The sequence below is a fragment of the Stenotrophomonas sp. FW305-3-2-15-E-LB1 genome, from assembly GCF_058787375.1.
This window is the reverse complement of the sequence record NZ_JBYSZR010000018.1, coordinates 52079-69565: the sequence shown is the minus strand read 5'-3', so window position 1 is coordinate 69565 and position 17487 is coordinate 52079. Positions and strand designations below refer to the sequence as shown.

Sequence of the window (17487 nt, the reverse complement as noted above, 5' to 3'; positions counted from 1 at the left end):
GGCAGGTCAAAGGGAACCGCGGGGGGCTGCACTGTCGCCACGGATGATCTCGATGCCGGCCGGGCGCGCGGCTGCACGACGCGGTGCGGCCGCGCGCGGCGCTGCGTCGGCCACCGGCCGCGGCCGCGCGGAAGCGCCTGCCAGGCCGTCGCCGTCGATGCCGGCATAGGCGTTGTTTTCGGGGCGCTGCAAGGCCTGCTGCTGTTCGGTGTCCAGGCCGCGCAGCGGATCCAGCACGCCGCGTGCCTGCGGGAAGAGGGCGACGTCGGGCAGGCCCGCGTCGGCCGGGTTGCGCAGCGCCAGGTAGAGCTTGCCCTGCTGGGCGCCCAGCAACAGGCGGTTGGCCTCGTCCACCGGCACTGCCAGCACCGCGCTGCGCGCCGGTTGGGTGGCATCGTTGTGGCTGCTGGCGCTCGAGCTGCCGGTAATGTCGGCGGCGCGCGGGTCGTCGCCCTGCGCGCTGCCGCCGTTGTCAGCGCTGGCCTGGCCCGGGTCCACGGCGATGTCCTGCTGGCCGTAGCTCAACACCCGCAGGCGGGACAGCAGCAGGCGGGTCTGGGCCAGTTCCGGCTGGCCGTTCGCGCTGTTGCTGGTGCTGCGCAGATTGAGGAACACATCGACGAAATCGCCGGGCAGGATGCGGTTGCCCGCGCCCACCAGCTCATCGACCGGCACCGCCAGTGCGCGCTCGCCGGGACGAAGCTGCAGCGAGAAACCCTGGGCAAGCAGGCTGCGGTTGACCGTAGTGCCCTCGGCGATGTCCTGCACCGGCACCTTGCCCAGCACCGAGGCCAGATCGGACGACGCGCCGGGCTCGGCCGCAGTGCGCTGGGCCAGGCGCACGCCATCGGCGCGGATCGGCTCGCCGGCCGGCAGGCGGGCCACGGCTTCCACCACGGTGACGGTGCGTGCATCGCTGGTGGAGGCGGCCATGGGCGCGGTCGCCGTGGTGGCGGGCTTGCGCCCCACCATGAACGCCACTACGGCAAGCAGCAGGGCCAGGGCGATCAGTGCGATGGAGGCGATGCGGGTCAACTTGAGCATGGAACCATCTCCTGAAACCGGTCGTCAGTTGCTGCCGAGGTCGAGCTGGGCGACCGCGACACTGCGGATGGGGGCCTTCATCACCCAGCCGTACAGCGTGCCGGTGCCAGGAAGGAACGGGTGGCTGGAATAGTCGTAGCTGACCGTGACGGTCACACACTGCGCGCTGGCCAGGCCGCTGCAGGCGGCAGGCGGCGATACCACGATGGCGCCGGCGCCGCTGCCCGTGCTGCTGGCCGAACCGCAATCGGGATCCTGGCCCGAGAACTGCAGCAGCCACTGCATCGAGCGGCGCGCGGCCGAGCACGCGGCGACGCGACGCTCGGCGGTGCTGCCGAAACGCAGCGATGCGCGCGCACCCTCGGCCGATGCGGTGGCCAGGGTCTGCTGCGCGGCCATGATCATCACGCCCGAGAAAGTGAGCATCAGCAGCGGGATGAAGCCGAGCATCATCATCAGCGCGTACTCGACGGTGATGACGCCGCGTTGGCGATGGCGTCCGATCATCCTCATGGCATGACTCCCTGGGTCGAGGCCAGGACCCAGCCGATGGCGGCGAAGGCCAGATAGGCGGCGTAGGGGATGCCCTTGCGTCCCTGGCGGGCGAGGTGCATGTCCTGGATGGCCGGGCGCGCCTGCCAGTGCGCGCTCAGCCGCGCGCAGTGCAGGTGCAGGCGTGGCGGCACCCAGGGCACTACCCGTCGTGCGCTGATCACCAGTACCGAATGCAGGCCTGCCACCAGGCTTGCGGCGATCCAGATCGGCAGCAGGGCGTTCCAGCCCAGCAGCAGGCCCAGCACGGCGAAGAACTTGACGTCACCGGCGCCCATCCAGCCGAGCGCGTAGAAGGGCAGCAGCGATGCCAGCCCCAGCGCGGCGCCCAGCAGGTGCCCCCACCATGGCAGGTGCGGGCCGGAAAACTGGCCGGCGACGATCAACGGGAGGGCAAGCGCGCACGCTCCGGCCAGCCAGGCGTTGGGGACACGGCGGGCATACAGATCGCTGATCGCGATGCGCAGGCTCAATCCCATGGCCAACAGCCCCAGTAGCGTCATCCCACACCCTCAGCGTCCTTCAATGGACAAGTACGTGAAACTGAAACCGCCATCGAGGTTGCGCGGGGGCAACCCTCGACGGCATGGCGACTCACTCCGCGGCCGTTGTGGCTTTCTCGGCGGTTTCGGTGAGCGCGGTAAACAGCGAAGTAAAGAACGAGGTGATCTGTTCCTTGCCGACCACGACCAGGATGCCGGCGATGACCGCCGCCAACAGGCCATATTCCAGCGCGGTCACGCCGTCTTCTTCGTTGAGGAATCTGCGGATGGATGCGTTCATGACGGTTGTCTCCCTATACCAGTCAGGTTTAGCTGTATTACCCGGTTTGAATGGGCGCCCGGCTCCGCCGGGTCCATCCATGGACCCCCGCCTTCCTGGCAGGGGGACAGGGCGGGACATTCCCCTCCCTGTTTATTCGTCGTGATCCAGAACCCGGGGAGCAGCTGCCACGCGAGCACCATGGCGCGGCGTCCGGCCGCGGGTCGAGTGTCTGCTGGTGGCGTGCTTTCGCATGTTTCCCCCTGGGTGAGGCCGTTGTCGCCTGGCCGGATCACCATGGCTTCGACTCTTGCCCGAATGGCGCGGTGCCGCAAGCCCAATCAATATGCAAATTCGGCACAAAGCCATTTTCACGTGAAGAAAAGCGGCCGTTTGCGTGAAGAAAAAACGTTGCCCGGCAAATCCGTTCATTTGGATCGAGAAAATCGCCGGGAGGCGTTGCCGCATGCGAATTCCGTGCCATTCGGCGGCCTGTTTGGAAACAGGAAGAATTAATGGTTAACGTAATGCGTCACTGTTTACGGGCGCTGATTTACACGCAATACTCAGGTGCATTCGACAAGCAAGCGTGGCAGCCGACCTGCATTGAAAGCCGGGACGGTGAATGGACTACGGCGCGCGCCCTGTCAGGCAGTGGGGGCGGCGGATACGGACTCATGGGGGGACGACACTGTCATGGAAGGTGGGGTGGGCGATATCGAAGGCGGCCAGCTCGACGACGGCGAACTGCGGTCGATCGACCTGGCGACGCTGAGCGGTGTGCTTCGCGTCTGCGATGTGGAGCTGCTGCTGCTCGACGGCAACGGCCCCAGGGCTGCCTTCTCTTCGCGCGTGCACGACGAAGCGCTGTTCTGCAGCATCACCTGCGGCTTCCATTGCCGCGGGCGCTTCATGCTGCCCCCGGACTGGGCGATGCTCGGGTTCGTGCATGCCACCGATGAGGTGCAGAGCTGGTGCCACGGCGTGCCGATGGTGGCGGGCATGTCATTCACCGTGCTGCCGGAAGGCATCAGTGAATTCACGCTCAGCGCCGGCACCCGGATCACGGCCATGCTGCTGCCGGTGGCGCGGGTGCAGCGCAAGCTCACCGAACTGAGCCTGCGCAGCACGCCGCCGGCCGGCCAGGCCCTGAGCCTGGTGCAGCTGCCCGTCGACAGCCAGGCGCTGGCCAACCACTACCTGCAGCTGCACGCGCAGCTGGGGCAGGGCACCGCCCTGCAGCCGGAAGAGACCGACCGCCTGTTGCATGAACACATCCAGGCGCTGCTGGCGGCGGGGCCCGGCGATCGGCCCGGCTTCACCCGGGCGCGGCGGACGCACTACCTGATCGCGCAGCGGGCCGAGAACTTCATGCGGCTCAACCTGCGGCGCAATATATACATGAATGAAATCTGCGATGCGGCCGGGGTCAGCGAACGCGGCCTGCGCTATGCGTTCGAGGATCTGTTCGGCGTGTCGCCCAACCGCTACCTGTCGATGCTGCGGTTGTGCGCGGCGTGCCGCAGCCTTTCGATGGCCGATTCCAGCCGCCGCTCGGTCAAGGCCATCGCGCTCAGCTGCGGCCTGTGGGATCTGTCCCGGTTTGCCGACAACTACCGCAAGGTGTTCGGCGAACTGCCACGCGACACCCTGATGCGTTCGCCCGCGCAGATCGGCCAACCGGCCTGAAACCGGCGCGCTGCCGAATCTGCATATCCGCCTGCCGAATCCGCCCGTGGCTTTGCCGGAATGCGCGATTGCCGTGCCGGAATGAAGTGCCCCGCCACCGTTGAAACCGCTGAAATGTCAGTCACGTGCCGACCGGCATGCCCACTGGATTTCAAGTCGTTCGTCAACGGGGGAAGTGCTCATGAACCGCATTTACCGGCGTGTATGGAACCGCCAGCTCAATGCTCTTGTCGTGGCCTCGGAACTGGCCACCGGCGATGGCGGTGCAACCACGCTCCGCGATCCGCAATCGAAACTGCTGGTGCCCAGCGCACTGGCCCTGGCACTGCTCAGTGTCCTCGCCAGCGGCACAGCGGCCGCCAGTGAAGCCAACCAGTCACTGCGTGACCTGCAGGCACTGGCGGCCAAGTACACCCAGACCATGCCGGTGAAGGTCGATGCCGAAGTGGCACTGGCCGCCGCCGCACGCCAGGCGCAGACCAGCCCGGCCATCAGCACCGATGCGCGCATCGGGCTGCAGCTGAGCACCACCGGCCTGCCGGTGGTACGCGATGTGCTGCCGGCCACGGTCAAGGTTTCACTGGGCGCCGTCAAGGCGCCGCAGCAGGTGGCCGCGCCGGGCGTGGCGGCCGATGTGCGTGCGTCGGTCGGGCTGGGCAGCAGCACCCGGGTCGAAGCCGCCGTGGCGGCGCAGCTGGCCCAGCAGTCGCAGGCGCCGCTCGCCGTGGCCACCACGGCCGCTGCCAAGGCCCATGTGGGCGTAGCGGGCACGCCGGTTGCGGCTCTCGATACCAAGGCTGCGGTCGCCGCAAACGTGGCGGCAACGCCGACCACGTCGCTGTCCGGCCTGAAGGCCGCAGTCGATGGCCAGGTCGATGCAAAGCTGGCGCTGGCCGGCCATGCCATCGAAGGGCAGGGCAAGGTGGGCGCTGCGGCGTCGGCCACGCTGCCGGCCAAGGAGGAGCTGCCGGGCGACACCGACGATCGTGCACTGACTGCCGGGCTCGATGGCACCGTCGCCGGCAAGGTGCGCGTGCTGGGCCCGGATGGCGAGGCGGTCATCGCCGACCGCAACCTGAAACTGGCCGGCAGCACGGTGGTGGGCGCGCAGACCAGTTCGCTGGGCCTGGGTGGCCTGCTCACCGGCGTCGGCAGTGCGCTGAACGGTGTCGGCGGTGCCGTCGGCAGCCTGGTCAACGGCGATCTCAACGGCACGGTCGGCAACCTCGGCGGTGCCGTGGGCGGCCTGCTCGGCAACACGCTCGATGGCCTGGGCCTGACCCAGCCGTCAGCGATTCCGCCGGACAGCCCGAAGGCGCCCGCAGCAGCTGATCCGAATGCTGGCCTGATCATCGGCACCGGCGGCCTGGTCGGTGGTGTCAGCGCGTTGATCGGCCCGACCACCGCCAGCCTGTTCGGCGGCACCGGCTACCTCTCCAACGGCAACCTGAAGGTCAGCACGGCCAACGTGATGCAGACCTATTCGACGGTCAACGTGCTGGGCATTCCGCTGGTCAACGCCACGCCGGTCGGAACCACGCTGAATGGCCTGGGCGGTGCGGTCACCGGTGGCAGCTCGCACCTCACCCTGATCGGTGGTGTCACGTCGGACAGCTACATCTACAACATCAACAACGGCAATCCGGGCGGCCTGCTTGGCCTGCTGCTGCCGGGGCAGTCGCCGGACTGGGCGGCCAAGTGTCTGGACGTCCTCGGCGTGGCCGACATCTCCTGCTGGGCGGTCAACGCCGCGCAGGACTACCAGGTATTGATGGGCGACGGCGCCTATGCGAACGGTTCCCGCGAAGTGGTGATCGGCGCCAACGCACGCCACGAACTGCCCAAGGTCGATGCCAACGTCGCCTTCCCCGGCAACGGCACCAACGATCCGACCAACCCCACCGGCGTGCCCACCGCGGACTACGCCGCGCGCATGGGCCATTCGGTGATCGTCGGCGACAGCGCCTCCGGCACCGCCAATGGGCAGACCCTGCTCGGCGCCGAGGCAACTTCCGACAAGGCCAATTCGGTGGCGCTGGGCTACCGTTCGGCTGCACTGCGCGGCGCGCAGGCCAGCTACAGCGCATACGGCCTGACCGCAGCGCAGGTGTCCGCCGGTGAAGTGTCGGTGGGCAGCGCCGACGGCGGCGAGCGGCAGATCACCAACCTGGCCGCGGGTAGTGCCAACACCGATGCGGTCAACGTCGCCCAGTTGAGGGGCGCGATCAGCCAGATCGATGCACTGGGCGACGTCGCCGTGACCTACGACCTGGACGCCAACGGCGACCCGGACTACCGCCGTGTCACGCTGGGCAATGGCACCGGCACCACCACCCTGGGCAACCTGGCGGCGGGTGCGATCAGCGCCACCAGCACCGACGCGGTCAATGGCGGCCAGCTGTTCACCAGCAACGATGCGATCACGCGCTTCTTCGGTGGCCGCACGGCCTTCGACCCGGCCACCGGTGCCTTCACCGCACCGCTGTTCGAGATCAGCACCATCTCCGGAGACGGCGCGATCGCGCAGGGCGCGTACGAGAACGCCACCGATGCCTTCGACGCCGTCGATGGCTCGCTGGTGAACCTCAACACGCAGATCAACGACATCCGCAACGGCGGCACCAAGTACCTGCGGGTGAACTCAACCGGCGTGGAAGCCGTGGCCACCGGCAGCGACTCCATCGCCGTCGGCAGCAACGCGCAGGCCACTGCCGCCAACAGCATCGCCGTCGGCGCGGGCAGCCTGGCCGACCGTGACAACACCGTCTCCGTCGGCGCCGCCGGTGCCGAACGCCAGATCGCCCACGTCGCCGCAGCGACCGAGGCGACCGATGCGGTCAACCTGGGCCAGCTGCAGGCATCGGAGGAGGGCGCGCTGCGCTACGACCTCAACGCCGATGGCAGCGTGGACTACGCCAGCGCCACGCTGGGCCAGGGCGGCACCGCCACCACCCTGCGCAACCTGGGCCCGGGTGAAGTCAGCGCGCTCAGCAGCGAAGCCATCAATGGCGCCCAGCTGTTTGCCGCCAACCAGACCGTGGCCACCCACCTGGGCGGCGGTTCGACGGTGGATGGCAATGGCGTGGTCACCGCGCCGACCTACAACATCAACAACGTCGCCGCCAACGGCACCATCAGCCAGGGCAGCTACAACGACGTGGGCAGTGCCTTCGATGCGGTGAGCACTTCGCTGGCCAACGTGGTCGACCAGACCGGCGACCTGGACAAGCGCGCCGTGAAATACGATGTGGATGGCAACGGCGACCTGATGGATTCGGTCACCCTCAACGGTACCGGTGGCGCTGCAGTGAGGTTGACCAACGTGGCCGCTGGCAGCATCCAGGCCGGCAGCAGCGATGCCATCACCGGCGACCAGCTGTTCGCCACCCACGCCACCATCGCCAACTACTTCGGCGGCAGCACCACCTACGACGGCACCACCTCGCAGTGGACCGCACCGTCCTTCAGCATTTCCAGCATCGCCACCGACGGCAGCATCTCGCTCAACGACTACAGCAACGTCACCGCCGCCTTCTCGGCGGTCGACGGTTCGCTGCGCACGCTCAACCAGCGCATCCTCAATGGCAGCGCCAGTCCCTACCTGGCAGTGAATTCGGCTGCCGCCGCAGCAACCGCGACCGGCGACGAGGCGGTGGCGGTGGGTCCGCAGGCCAGCGCGGCCGGTGCCTCCAGCGTGGCCGTCGGCAACGGCGCCAGCGCCAGCGCCGACAACAGCGTGGCCCTGGGCAGCGGTTCGGTCGCCAGCGTCGGCGCACAGACCGGTTACACCGGCGCCTACGGCGAAGCCGGGGCCAGCAACTCGGCCGGTGAAGTCTCGGTCGGCAGCAGTGGTGCCGAGCGCAAGATCACCAACGTGGCCGATGGTTCCGATGACCACGACGCCACCAACGTGGGCCAGCTGAACAACGGCGTGAACTACGCCATCGACCAGTCCAAGGCCTACACCGACCAGAAGATCCAGAACATCACCAACGTGGCGGGCAGCTTCCGCGCCAACAACAGCAACAACCTGGCCGACCCGGCCGCGACCGGTGCCAACTCCGCCGCCGGTGGTGCCGGTTCCACCGCCGCGGGGGCCAACTCCACTGCGCTGGGCAATGGCGCGCAGGCGCAGGCCGACAACTCGGTGGCGCTGGGCGCCGGCTCCGTCGCCAACCGCGCCAACACGGTGTCGGTGGGCGCTGCCGGTGCCGAACGCCAGGTGGTCAACGTGGCCGACGGCACGCAGGCCACCGATGCGGTCAACGTGCGCCAGCTGCAGGCATCGCAGCAGGGCACGCTGCGCTACGACACCACCGTCAACGGCGACACCAACTTCAACAGCGTCACCCTCGGCAGCACCACCGGTGGCCCGACCACCGTGCGCAACGTGGCGGCCGGTACCGCCGGCACCGATGCGGTCAACGTCGACCAGCTGAGGGCCGGCATGTCGCAGACCCTGGACTGGTCCAAGGCCTACACCGACGAGCGCATGGGCGGCTTCGAGCGCGAACTGCGCAAGACCGACAACCGCGCTTCGGCCGGCATCGCCTCGGCCATGGCCACCGCCGCACTGCCGCAGCCCAGTGAAGCGGGTCGCAGCATGGCCTCGTTCGCGGCGGGCAGCTACAACGGCGAATCGGGCATGGCGCTGGGCATTTCCGGTGTCTCCGAAGGTGGCCGCTGGATCTACAAGTTCAGCGGTTCCACCAACACCCGTGGCGAAGCCGGCGTAGCCGTCGGCGCCGGCATCCAGTGGTAAGCGCGCGGGCCGGGCTGCGCGACAGCCCGGCCCTGCCCACCACATCGACAGGGGGAATCCCAATGACGTTCCAACGTACCTCGCGCCCCGGCCCGTTCGCCGCGTCGCTCATCCTGGTCCTGGCCGCCGGCCTGCTGGCCGGTTGTCGCAGCACCGCACCCGCCGGGGAATCGCCGGCTGCGGACACCCTGGTCAGCTTCCCCGATGCCAGCAAGGCATCACTGAAGGAAGGCACCTATCCCGACGTGGCCGACCTGCGCCGCTTCGCCCCTGGCATGAGCAAGCGCCAGCTGTACGCGCTGCTGGGCACGCCGCACTTCAATGAAGGCATGTGGGGCGTGCGCAGATGGAATTACCTGTTCAACTTCCGCACCGCACAGGGCGCGGAGTACTTCACTTGCCAGTTCCAGGTGGAATTCGACGGCAAGGGCATTGCCCAGGCCGGGCACTGGAAGCCGCAGGCCTGCGCGGCCGTGCTTGACCCACCGCCGCCGCCGCCGGTTGCAGCCGCGCCTGCGCCACTGCCGGCCCAGCCGCTGCGCTTGTCCGCCGATGCGTTGTTCGGCTTCGACAGCGACGTGCTGAGCCAGGAAGGCCAGACGGCGGTGCAGGGCGTGCTCGCGCAGGTGCGTGAAGCCAGCCAGGTGCAGTCGATCCAGGTGGTCGGCTACACCGATCGTATCGGCGGCGCCGACTACAACCAGCGGCTGTCGCAGCGGCGCGCCGAGTCGGTGCGGGTGGCACTGGTGCAGGGCGGGGTACCTGCACAGGCCATCAGCGCGGAAGGACGCGGCGCCGCCGACCCCCTCGTGGAGTGCACGCAGCGAAGCCAGCGCGAGCTGATCGCCTGCCTGGCGCCGAACCGCCGCGTGCAGATCGCCGGTACGGCCCGGCTCGACTGAGCGCCCCCGCCGGCCCGGTCGGCGCCCGTGTTTCCCCCCTGATCCGCCGGCCGGCGTGGATGCGTCTCCCCCGTCATCTCCGCTTGCCGGCGGGCCAGGTCTTTCCATGGTGCACGCGATGAATGCCCAATTCCTGCCCTTGTCCATGAAGACGGAAACCACAGTCAGCGTGTATGGCCAGCTTGGCAACCATTCAGTGGTGCGCCTTCCCGGTCGGCGCCTTCCCGGCCTGATCCTGCAGGCCGACACCGTGGCCGGGTTCCTCACCCAGCTGCAGGACGCGCAGGCCTGCCTGCGCAGCGGGCGCGCGCAACGTGCCGATGCCGAGATGGACATGCTGATCGACACGCTGCAGCAGTGGTACGCGCTGATCGAGTCACGCCTGGCCGACGCCGGCGAGGCGCTGTAACGGCCGCAGGTTCTGCCATCCACGCATGGCGTGGATCTACTGAATCAACCGGATCCGTGGCAGTAGATCCACGCCATGCGTGGATGAACGTCAATCGCTGTCTTCGACGCGCTCGCCCATCAACTCGCGCTGGCGCTTGTCCAGCTCTTCGGCGTAGCGCTTGCGCACGAACGCTTCGGAGACCACGCCCAGCACCTGGCCATCACTGGCCACCACCGCCAGTTCGTCGGCCTGGGTCTGGTCGAAGCGCTGCATCACCGCCACCACGTTGGCGTTGGCGGCCAGCGCAACGTCGCGGTTCTCGGCATAGTCGCCCACCACCGCGTCCGGCTTCACGCCATCGCCGTACATGCGCGGAATCTGCACGATGCCGGCGTAGTGGCCTTCGCTGTCCACCAGGATCACGCGGCCGCCCGAACCCAGCGGGAAGCGCTGGCGGAACGAAGCCGTATCCAGATCGGCCGGTGCGGTGGCCACGCCCTTGCGCATCATCCGCCCGGCATTGAGGTTCTGCACCCAGCCCACGTCGCGCGCGCTCTTGATGGTTTCCCCGCGCAGGTGCATGCGCCAGGTGGAGAACGAGTAGCCGAACCACTGCCGCACCAGCGTGCTGGACACCAGCACGGCGCTCATCACCACGCTGGTCAGCAGGAAGTCGTGGGTGCCTTCCAGCACCAGCATGGCCATGGTCATCGGCGCGCCGACCACGGCGGCCGCCAGCGCGGCCATGCCGGCCAGAGCAGCCGAAGTGGCATCGATCACCGGCACGCCGGTGGCCATCGCCAGCAGGCCGGCAAACAGGGCGCCTACCAGCGTGCCCATGAACAGCGAGGCGAAGAACAGGCCACCGCGGAAGCCGAAGCCCAGCGAGATGCCCGAGGCCAGGCACTTGAGGGTCAGCAGCGCACCGATCCAGATCAGCGGCAGGTGGGTGGTCAGGTCCAGGTGCAGCGCGCCGTGGCCGGACGACAGCACCTGCGGGCTGGCCATCGCCAGCGGAATCAGCAGCAGGCCGCCGAGCACCGGGCGGCCCCACAGCGGCAGCGGGCTGCGCTTGACCGTGCCTTCGATCGAAGCGATCAGGCGCATCACCAGGATGCCGACCATCGCGCAGCAGCAGCCGAGCAGGCCGTAGATGGCGTAGTCGGCGGCGCGCACGTCGATGGTGGATGCGGCCGGCAGCAGATAGGCGTCGATGCCGGCCTGGTCGGCCACGAAGGCACCGGCCAGTGCAGCCACGGCCACCGGCGCCAGGGCGGCGGGCGTGTAGGCACCGATCACGATCTCGAAGGCGTAGAACGCGCCAGCCAGCGGCGCACCGAAGGCGGCGGCGATGGCACCGGCCGAACCGGCACCGACCAGGATGCGCACGTCATTGCGGCGCAGGCGCATCACCCGGCCCAGCTGCGAGCCGCTGCCGGCGCCCATCTGCGTGTACGACGCCTCCAGGCCCACCGATGCGCCGCAGCCGTTGGAGATCAGGGTCTGGGTCAGCACGATCAGGTTGTCGCGCATCGACATGCGGCCGCCGTGCAGGGCGTTGGCCTCCACCGCATCGAGGAGCGGGCGCTTGAGGCGGGTGGCGGCCAGCGCGACCAGGCCGACCAGCAGGCCGCCCAGCGGCAGCACCAGCAGGGCGGTCCACGGCAGCGAGGGCAGGGAGCTCAGGCGGATGCCTTCATCCAGGCCGTACAGCGCGGCCTGCAGCCAGCGCGCGATGCCCGATTGCAGCAGGGTCAGGCCGCCGGCGAGCAGGCCGACCACCAGGGCGAGGGCGATGAACCACAGGTCGCTGCCGCGCAGGCGCAGGCGCAGGCCCTGGAGGGCCAGATGCAGGCGGGATGGCGAAGCGTGGGAGGACATGGTGGCGGCATGATACGCCGCCACCGTGATCGCTGCCCTCACCGCATCGGGCGGCTGCGGGCTCAGAAGCGGTAGCGGCCCTGCACGTAGAAGGTGCGCGGCGCGGCCACCATGCGCCCGGCGTTGCCGTCGACGTTGCGGGTGTACCAGCGCTTGTCGGCCAGGTTGTTCACGCCCAGCGCGATCTCGCTGTCAGCCAGGCCCGGCACCTGCCAGGCCACCTGCGCGTTCAACAGGCGCACGCCCGGCACCCGGCCCACGCGCGCATCGGCGCTCTCGGCCCAGGTGTTGGCGGCATCGGAGAACTGCCCGCTCTGGTGCGTGCTGGAGACGTTGAAGGTCCAGGCGGCGAGGGCGTAGCGGGCGCCGATGCTGTCGGTGTCACGCGAGTAGAAGGGCACGTCCAGGCCGCGGTTGTCACCGGACTGCTGGATCGCCTTGGTCCAGGTGTAGTTCGCGTACAGCTCGAGCCCGGCCAGTGCGCTGTCCTCGGCAAAACGGTATTCCAGCGCGCTCTCCACGCCCTTGTGGTCGGTGGCGCCGATGTTCTGGAAGGTGGGCGGGGTGATGCCCGGCACCTGCTGGATCTGGTTGTCGAAGCGCATCTTGAACACGGTCACTTCCGCGCGCAGGGCGCCGTCCTGCCAGCGCGCGCCCAGTTCGGTGGTCTTGGCCACTTCCGGGTTCAGCGGGTTGCTGGCGGTCTGCGAATTCAGCTGGATGTTCTGCACCGGCCCGAACGAGGTGGTGTAGTTGCCGAACACGGTCAGCTGCGGGGTCAGCAGGTAGGCGATGTTGATCGACGGCAGCGCCTTGTCGTTGCGGCTGCTGAAGGTGGCGCCGCCACCGGCCTGGCGGCGGTCCATGTCGATCCACTCCATGCGCACGCCCGGGGTGATGCGCCACTGGCCCAAGGCGATGCGGTCGTCGACGTAGAAGGCGTGCGCATCGGTGGCGTTGTCGAAGCGGGTGATGGCGCTTTCCACGCCGGTGCGGCGGACCACGGTGTAGCTGCGGTCGTTGCCGCGCTCGCGCAGGAAGCGGTAGCCGGCGGTGATGTCATGCACCGTGGTGCCCCAGTGCAGGCGCTGGGTGTAGCGCGGCTCGATGCCCAGCACGCGGTAGTCACGCGGCTGCACGGTCAGCTGGGTGTTGGCAGCGTTGATGAGCGAGCTGGCGCGGTTGCTTTCGTTGTAATACGCCAGCACTTCGAATTCGCTGCTGGCCGACAGGGTATTGGTGTAGCCCAGGTCGATGCCGGTGCGGTGGCCCTTCCAGAAATCGGTGGGGCGGGTGTTCTGGAACGGATCGGCCTCGTACTGGGCGCGGGTCAGGCCGCCCGGGGTCAGCGAGCGCACATCGTAGTACGACAGTTTCGCGCGCAGCTCCTGCTGCTCGTCGATGGCATAGGCGAACTTCAGCGCGAGGTCGTCGAAGCGGTCATCGCTGCCCTGGCGCCAGCCGCGGCCGTCCTGGCCCGAGTACAGCAGGGCCATGCCCAGGCCGTTGTCGCCGGTACCGCCGAGGAAGGCGTTGTACTGGGTGCTGTCACCACCGCCGTGGTCGTAGGCGGTGTAGCGCACGCCGGCTTCGCCGTGCAGGCCGGCCTCGGTGGGGATGGCGCGGGTGCTGAAATTGATGATGCCGCCGACGTTCTGCGGCCCGTAGCGCACCGCGCCGCCGCCGCGCACCACGTCGATGGACTCGATGTTGGACAGGCTGGTCGGGGCAAACGAGAGCTGCGGCTGGCCGTACGGCGCCACTGCCAGCGGCACGCCGTCCAGCAGCACGGTCGAGCGCGGCGAGTAGCGGCCGGTCAGGCCACGCACGCCGATGTTGAGCGAGACCGAGCTGCCGGCCGTGCCCGAGTTGTCGGTGACCTGCACGCCGGGAATGCGGCGCATGGCATCGCCGATGCTCGCTGCGCCGCTGGCGTCGATGCGCTGGCGGTCGACCACGGTGCGGGCACCGGCGAAGCTTTTCACGCTGTCGTGCAGGCCGGTGCCCAGCCAGCTGCCGGAGACCTGGATGCTGTCCAAGGTGGTGGCGCTGTCCTGCGCAAAGGCGGTGGCGGACAGGCACAGGGTCAGGGCGGCGGCCAGGGGCAGGCGGGCCGGGGGCAGGATTCGGAAGGGCATGGAGGCGGGCGCGGAAGGGTCGTAAATGAGAATTATTGCTGATTCCATTCGCCAATGGAATGCGTCTTTCGGGGGTGGCGCGGCCGTGGCGTGAATGGCCCGGTGGTAAAGTGGAGGATTGCTTCCTGACTGCCGAGATCTGCCATGTCCACTGCCGCTTTCTATCCCGTCGGAACCCCTGGCCAGCCGTGGGGCACGGCGGAACGGGAGCAGTGGCGCGGCCGCCAGCAGCGCCTGCGCCGCTATGACCAGGAAGTGCTGCCGCGCATCGAAGCGCTGGCCGGCCGCTTCGAGAAGGTGGCCTATGGCCAGCTCGACTATGCCGGTGAGACCTACACCCTGTTCGCCCTGCGCAGCCACGACTGGAATCCGGCCCTGCCGGCGGCGCTGGTCACCGGTGGCGTGCACGGCTACGAAACCAGCGGCGTGATGGGGGCGCTGGATTTCCTGGAACAGCACGCGGCCGACTACGCCGGCAAGGCCAACCTGCTGGTGGCGCCGTGCGTGAACCCGTGGGGCTTCGAGCGCATCAACCGCTGGAACTACGATGCGATCGACCCGAACCGCAATTTCCGCGCTGATGGCCCGGCCCGTGAATCGACCGCCGTCATCGCGCTGATCGCCCCGTACAAGGGGCAGTTCGTGCTGCACATCGACCTGCATGAGACCACCGACAGCGACGAGAGCGAGTTCCGCCCGGCGCTGGCCGCGCGCGATGGCAAGCCGTTCGAACCGGGCCTGATTCCCGATGGCTTCTATCTGGTCGATGACAGCGAGAACCCGCAGCCGGCGTTCCAGCAGGCGGTGATCGCCGCGGTCGAGCAGGTGACCCATATCGCTCCGGCCGACGAAAAGAACGAGATCATCGGTTCGCCGGTGGTCGCGCACGGCGTCATCGAGTACCCGCTGGTGAAGCTGGCGCTGTGCGCGGGCATCACCGGTGCGAAGTACACCACCACCACCGAGGTCTACCCGGACAGCCCGCGGGCGACGCCGGAGCAGTGCAACGATGCGCAGGTGGCGGCGGTGCGCTCGGCGCTGGATTACGCGCTGGCCCACCGTTGACCGGTTGAAATCGTTCGCATCCACGCATGGCGTGGATCTACTGATGGGTAGTGCCGGCCGCTGGCCGGCAATCGCGGGACAACCTCCTCGCGATTACCCCAATGCGTCGGCCCACCACAACGCGGCCGGCCCTGGCGGGCTGTCGCGGCGGCGCACCAGGTCGCTGTGGATGCGCCGGGGCCAGCCGGGCAGGCGCAGCTCCAGCAGCCGCCCGCGGTCATAGCGCTGCACCAGTGCCCGCGGCAGTTCAGCCCAGCCGATGCCGTCCTCGGCCATCTCCATCACCATCAGGTAGTCCGAAGCCGTCCACACCCGGCCAGCGGCGGCGCGTGCGTGATCGGCCTGCGCGCTCAGCCGCACCTGCCGGTGCCGGGCCAACTGCTGCGAGGCGCGCGTGCCGGCCCGTGCCAGCGGATGCTCGAGGGCCACGTAGATCGCCAGCTCGCTGTGGTGGGCCAGCGGCTGCGCCAGCAGCGCATCGGGATAGCGGTCCTGTCGTGGCAGCAGGCCCAGGTCGGCGCGCGCGCTGGCGACGATCTCCAGCACATCGTGGCCTTCGGCATCCAGCCATTCCAGCTCCACCTCGGGAAACGCCTCAGCAAAACGCTGCAGCACGCGTTGCGCCGGGTCAAGCTGGTAGACATCGGAGAACACCACGGTCAGCCGCGGCTCGACGGGCGCGGCCAGGCGTACGCTCAACTGCTGCAGGCGCTGGTCGGCGGCAAGGATCTCCTGCGCGTGGCCGAGCACCTCGCGCCCGGCCTCGGTCAGCTGCGGGTAGCGCGCGCTGCGGTCGAACAGGGCCACGCCCAGATCGGCTTCCAGGTGGGCGATGGCGGTGCTGACGGTGGACTGGGTCTTGCGCAGGCGCCGCGCCGCTGCGGAGAACGAACCAAGCGCAGCGGCCTCGACGAAGGCCTGCAGGGATTCGGGAGAGTAGGGCATCGATCCATCGCTCCTGTCGATGGAATCCATCTTGGGGCCAACGTAAAAGGCGATGATACTGCCTCCCGTGTCCACCGCCCTCCTGCGGCAGGCAGCGCGCTTCCACGCACGGCGTGGATCTACCCTCCGGCTTCGGCGCGGCCACAAGGAGTTCCCCATGTCCCGCATTGTTCCTGCCCGTGGCGCGCTGGTCGCCTGGGCCTGCCTGACCGTGGCGATCGTCGCCGAAGTGGTCGGCACGTCGTTCATGGCCCACGCCGCCCGCGATGGCGGCTGGGTCGGCTATGCGGTGATGGCGGCCGCACTGGCCCTGTCGTATTACTTCCTGGCGTTGTCGGTGCGCCGCATCGCGGTGGGCGTGGCCTATGCCGTGTGGGAAGGCCTGGGCCTGACCCTGCTGACCGTGGTCGGCGTGTGGGTGTTCGGCGAGCACCTGTCGCTGCAGCAGCTGGCCGGCCTGGGGCTGGCGGTGGTCGGCATCGTCTGCGTCACCCTGGGGGAGGCGCACGCATGAACACGACTGCACTGTTTTTCGTGATCTGTTCGGCCCTGATCGACGTGGCCGCCAACATGATGGTGGCCCGATCCGATGGTTTCCGCCGCTGGCGCTGGGGTGCCGGGGCCATCGTGCTGGTCTGGATCGCTTTCGCGATGCTGGGCCAGGCAGTGCGCCACATCGACCTTGCCACGGCCTATGCGTTGTGGGGTGCCATCGGTGTGATCGGCACGGCCGCCTGCGGCCGCCTGCTGTTCGGCAACCGGCTGCGCCCCATCGGCTGGGTGGGCATCGCCCTGGTCACCGCTGCGGTCCTGCTGCTCAGCACCGCCTGAGCGACCGCGATTGCGGCGCGCGGTGGGGTGGCCGACACTGCAGCCATCCCGCAATGGAGTGCCCGCCATGTTCAGCCACATCACCGTCGGTTCCAACGATCTTGCAGTCTCGCGCCGCTTCTACGATGCCTTGTTCGCCGCCATGGGCGGGCGCCCGGGCATGACCGACGAAGACGGCAAGCTGGTCTACATCAAGGAGGGGCGGATGTTCATCGTCACCCCGCCCATCGATGGCCAGCCGGCCTGCCACGCCAACGGCGGCACCATTGGTTTCGCGCTGCAGTCCCCGCAGGCGGTGCATGCCTGGCAGGATGCCGGCGTGGCCCAGGGCGGCAGCGCCATCGAAGCGCCGGCCGGTGTGCGCCACAAGGCGGGGCGCCAGCTGTACCTGGCCTACCTGCGCGATCCGGATGGCAACAAGCTGTGCGGTGTACACGTGATGGACTGAGCGGCGCGGCGCGGCGCGCGCGTGATAGCACGCCGTACCTGTCCGCGGGCTGTCGTTGCGACCCCGCACTTCATCCT

At 68.8% G+C, this 17487-nt stretch carries 16 protein-coding genes; 9 read left to right on the top strand and 7 right to left on the bottom strand.

Annotation, left to right across the window (positions count from 1 at the left end):
- Window positions 1–6: 6 nt before the first annotated feature.
- From cpaB to AC3WL7_RS13805, 4 genes are all read right to left on the bottom strand, one after another.
- Entirely contained in the window at window positions 7–1044 is a 1038-nt protein-coding gene (cpaB, locus tag AC3WL7_RS13820) for a Flp pilus assembly protein CpaB (RefSeq protein WP_492750889.1), read from the bottom strand.
- Between the two features lie 24 nt (window positions 1045–1068).
- Entirely contained in the window at window positions 1069–1557 is a 489-nt protein-coding gene (locus AC3WL7_RS13815) for a TadE/TadG family type IV pilus assembly protein (RefSeq protein ID WP_079222158.1), read from the bottom strand.
- Window positions 1554–2099 carry an A24 family peptidase gene (locus AC3WL7_RS13810; protein WP_079222157.1) on the bottom strand — a complete coding sequence of 182 codons (546 nt, stop codon included), beginning with the start codon at window positions 2097–2099 and terminating at the stop codon, window positions 1554–1556. The genes AC3WL7_RS13815 and AC3WL7_RS13810 overlap by 4 nt, the downstream gene beginning before the upstream one ends.
- Window positions 2100–2190: 91 nt before the next feature.
- Window positions 2191–2379 (bottom strand): Flp family type IVb pilin, encoded by a 189-nt coding sequence (locus tag AC3WL7_RS13805; RefSeq protein WP_079222156.1) that lies wholly within the window; start codon window positions 2377–2379, stop codon window positions 2191–2193.
- A gap of 276 nt (window positions 2380–2655) precedes the next feature.
- Here AC3WL7_RS13805 and AC3WL7_RS13800 point away from each other — a divergent pair, with 276 nt between their 5' ends.
- From AC3WL7_RS13800 to AC3WL7_RS13780, 5 genes are all read left to right on the top strand, one after another.
- Window positions 2656–2874, top strand: coding sequence for a hypothetical protein (locus tag AC3WL7_RS13800; RefSeq protein ID WP_492750885.1), 219 nt, complete (start codon window positions 2656–2658; stop codon window positions 2872–2874).
- Between the two features lie 180 nt (window positions 2875–3054).
- Window positions 3055–4047 (top strand): AraC family transcriptional regulator, encoded by a 993-nt coding sequence (locus AC3WL7_RS13795; protein WP_108746860.1) that lies wholly within the window; start codon window positions 3055–3057, stop codon window positions 4045–4047.
- Between the two features lie 181 nt (window positions 4048–4228).
- Complete coding sequence (locus AC3WL7_RS13790; RefSeq protein WP_492750882.1) at window positions 4229–8809, top strand: YadA-like family protein; 4581 nt, start codon at window positions 4229–4231, stop codon at window positions 8807–8809.
- A gap of 62 nt (window positions 8810–8871) precedes the next feature.
- Complete coding sequence (locus AC3WL7_RS13785; protein WP_108759728.1) at window positions 8872–9711, top strand: OmpA family protein; 840 nt, start codon at window positions 8872–8874, stop codon at window positions 9709–9711.
- A gap of 118 nt (window positions 9712–9829) precedes the next feature.
- A complete protein-coding gene (locus AC3WL7_RS13780; RefSeq protein ID WP_237772068.1) occupies window positions 9830–10120 on the top strand; it encodes a DUF6959 family protein in 291 nt (96 codons plus the stop codon).
- Window positions 10121–10210: 90 nt separating this feature from the next.
- On the opposite strand, the gene AC3WL7_RS13775 is transcribed toward AC3WL7_RS13780, so the two are convergent.
- Together AC3WL7_RS13775 and AC3WL7_RS13770 are read right to left on the bottom strand one after the other, a co-directional pair.
- Window positions 10211–11983: a chloride channel protein gene (locus AC3WL7_RS13775; RefSeq protein WP_492750875.1), complete on the bottom strand. Its 1773-nt coding sequence runs from the start codon at window positions 11981–11983 to the stop codon at window positions 10211–10213.
- 62 nt (window positions 11984–12045) lie between these two features.
- On the bottom strand, window positions 12046–14121 hold the full coding sequence (locus AC3WL7_RS13770; protein WP_492750873.1) for a TonB-dependent receptor family protein: 2076 nt from the start codon (window positions 14119–14121) through the stop codon (window positions 12046–12048).
- Between the two features lie 144 nt (window positions 14122–14265).
- Here AC3WL7_RS13770 and AC3WL7_RS13765 point away from each other — a divergent pair, with 144 nt between their 5' ends.
- Window positions 14266–15186: a M14 family metallopeptidase gene (locus AC3WL7_RS13765; protein WP_200732026.1), complete on the top strand. Its 921-nt coding sequence runs from the start codon at window positions 14266–14268 to the stop codon at window positions 15184–15186.
- A 93-nt stretch (window positions 15187–15279) separates the two neighbouring features.
- On the opposite strand, the gene AC3WL7_RS13760 is transcribed toward AC3WL7_RS13765, so the two are convergent.
- Window positions 15280–16131 carry a LysR family transcriptional regulator gene (locus tag AC3WL7_RS13760; RefSeq protein WP_079222148.1) on the bottom strand — a complete coding sequence of 284 codons (852 nt, stop codon included), beginning with the start codon at window positions 16129–16131 and terminating at the stop codon, window positions 15280–15282.
- 157 nt (window positions 16132–16288) lie between these two features.
- On the opposite strand from AC3WL7_RS13760, the gene AC3WL7_RS13755 reads away from it, so the two are divergent.
- From AC3WL7_RS13755 to AC3WL7_RS13745, 3 genes are all read left to right on the top strand, one after another.
- Window positions 16289–16645: an SMR family transporter gene (locus tag AC3WL7_RS13755; protein ID WP_079222147.1), complete on the top strand. Its 357-nt coding sequence runs from the start codon at window positions 16289–16291 to the stop codon at window positions 16643–16645.
- Window positions 16642–16962 (top strand): DMT family transporter, encoded by a 321-nt coding sequence (locus tag AC3WL7_RS13750; protein ID WP_492750868.1) that lies wholly within the window; start codon window positions 16642–16644, stop codon window positions 16960–16962. Before AC3WL7_RS13755 ends, AC3WL7_RS13750 begins: the two co-directional genes overlap by 4 nt.
- A gap of 67 nt (window positions 16963–17029) precedes the next feature.
- Window positions 17030–17410 carry a VOC family protein gene (locus tag AC3WL7_RS13745; protein WP_295516868.1) on the top strand — a complete coding sequence of 127 codons (381 nt, stop codon included), beginning with the start codon at window positions 17030–17032 and terminating at the stop codon, window positions 17408–17410.
- The last annotated feature ends 77 nt before the right edge of the window (window positions 17411–17487 follow it).

What these genes read in the sequence shown, in the direction of transcription:
- cpaB (WP_492750889.1), bottom strand. Translation starts at nt 1,044, where the DNA reads ATGCTCAAGTTGACCCGCATCGCCTCCATCGCACTGATCGCCCTGGCC.
- AC3WL7_RS13815 (WP_079222158.1), bottom strand. Translation starts at nt 1,557, where the DNA reads ATGAGGATGATCGGACGCCATCGCCAACGCGGCGTCATCACCGTCGAG.
- AC3WL7_RS13810 (WP_079222157.1), bottom strand. Translation starts at nt 2,099, where the DNA reads ATGACGCTACTGGGGCTGTTGGCCATGGGATTGAGCCTGCGCATCGCG.
- AC3WL7_RS13805 (WP_079222156.1), bottom strand. Translation starts at nt 2,379, where the DNA reads ATGAACGCATCCATCCGCAGATTCCTCAACGAAGAAGACGGCGTGACC.
- AC3WL7_RS13800 (WP_492750885.1), top strand. Translation starts at nt 2,656, where the DNA reads ATGGCTTCGACTCTTGCCCGAATGGCGCGGTGCCGCAAGCCCAATCAA.
- AC3WL7_RS13795 (WP_108746860.1), top strand. Translation starts at nt 3,055, where the DNA reads ATGGAAGGTGGGGTGGGCGATATCGAAGGCGGCCAGCTCGACGACGGC.
- AC3WL7_RS13790 (WP_492750882.1), top strand. Translation starts at nt 4,229, where the DNA reads ATGAACCGCATTTACCGGCGTGTATGGAACCGCCAGCTCAATGCTCTT.
- AC3WL7_RS13785 (WP_108759728.1), top strand. Translation starts at nt 8,872, where the DNA reads ATGACGTTCCAACGTACCTCGCGCCCCGGCCCGTTCGCCGCGTCGCTC.
- AC3WL7_RS13780 (WP_237772068.1), top strand. Translation starts at nt 9,830, where the DNA reads ATGAATGCCCAATTCCTGCCCTTGTCCATGAAGACGGAAACCACAGTC.
- AC3WL7_RS13775 (WP_492750875.1), bottom strand. Translation starts at nt 11,983, where the DNA reads ATGTCCTCCCACGCTTCGCCATCCCGCCTGCATCTGGCCCTCCAGGGC.
- AC3WL7_RS13770 (WP_492750873.1), bottom strand. Translation starts at nt 14,121, where the DNA reads ATGCCCTTCCGAATCCTGCCCCCGGCCCGCCTGCCCCTGGCCGCCGCC.
- AC3WL7_RS13765 (WP_200732026.1), top strand. Translation starts at nt 14,266, where the DNA reads ATGTCCACTGCCGCTTTCTATCCCGTCGGAACCCCTGGCCAGCCGTGG.
- AC3WL7_RS13760 (WP_079222148.1), bottom strand. Translation starts at nt 16,131, where the DNA reads ATGCCCTACTCTCCCGAATCCCTGCAGGCCTTCGTCGAGGCCGCTGCG.
- AC3WL7_RS13755 (WP_079222147.1), top strand. Translation starts at nt 16,289, where the DNA reads ATGTCCCGCATTGTTCCTGCCCGTGGCGCGCTGGTCGCCTGGGCCTGC.
- AC3WL7_RS13750 (WP_492750868.1), top strand. Translation starts at nt 16,642, where the DNA reads ATGAACACGACTGCACTGTTTTTCGTGATCTGTTCGGCCCTGATCGAC.
- AC3WL7_RS13745 (WP_295516868.1), top strand. Translation starts at nt 17,030, where the DNA reads ATGTTCAGCCACATCACCGTCGGTTCCAACGATCTTGCAGTCTCGCGC.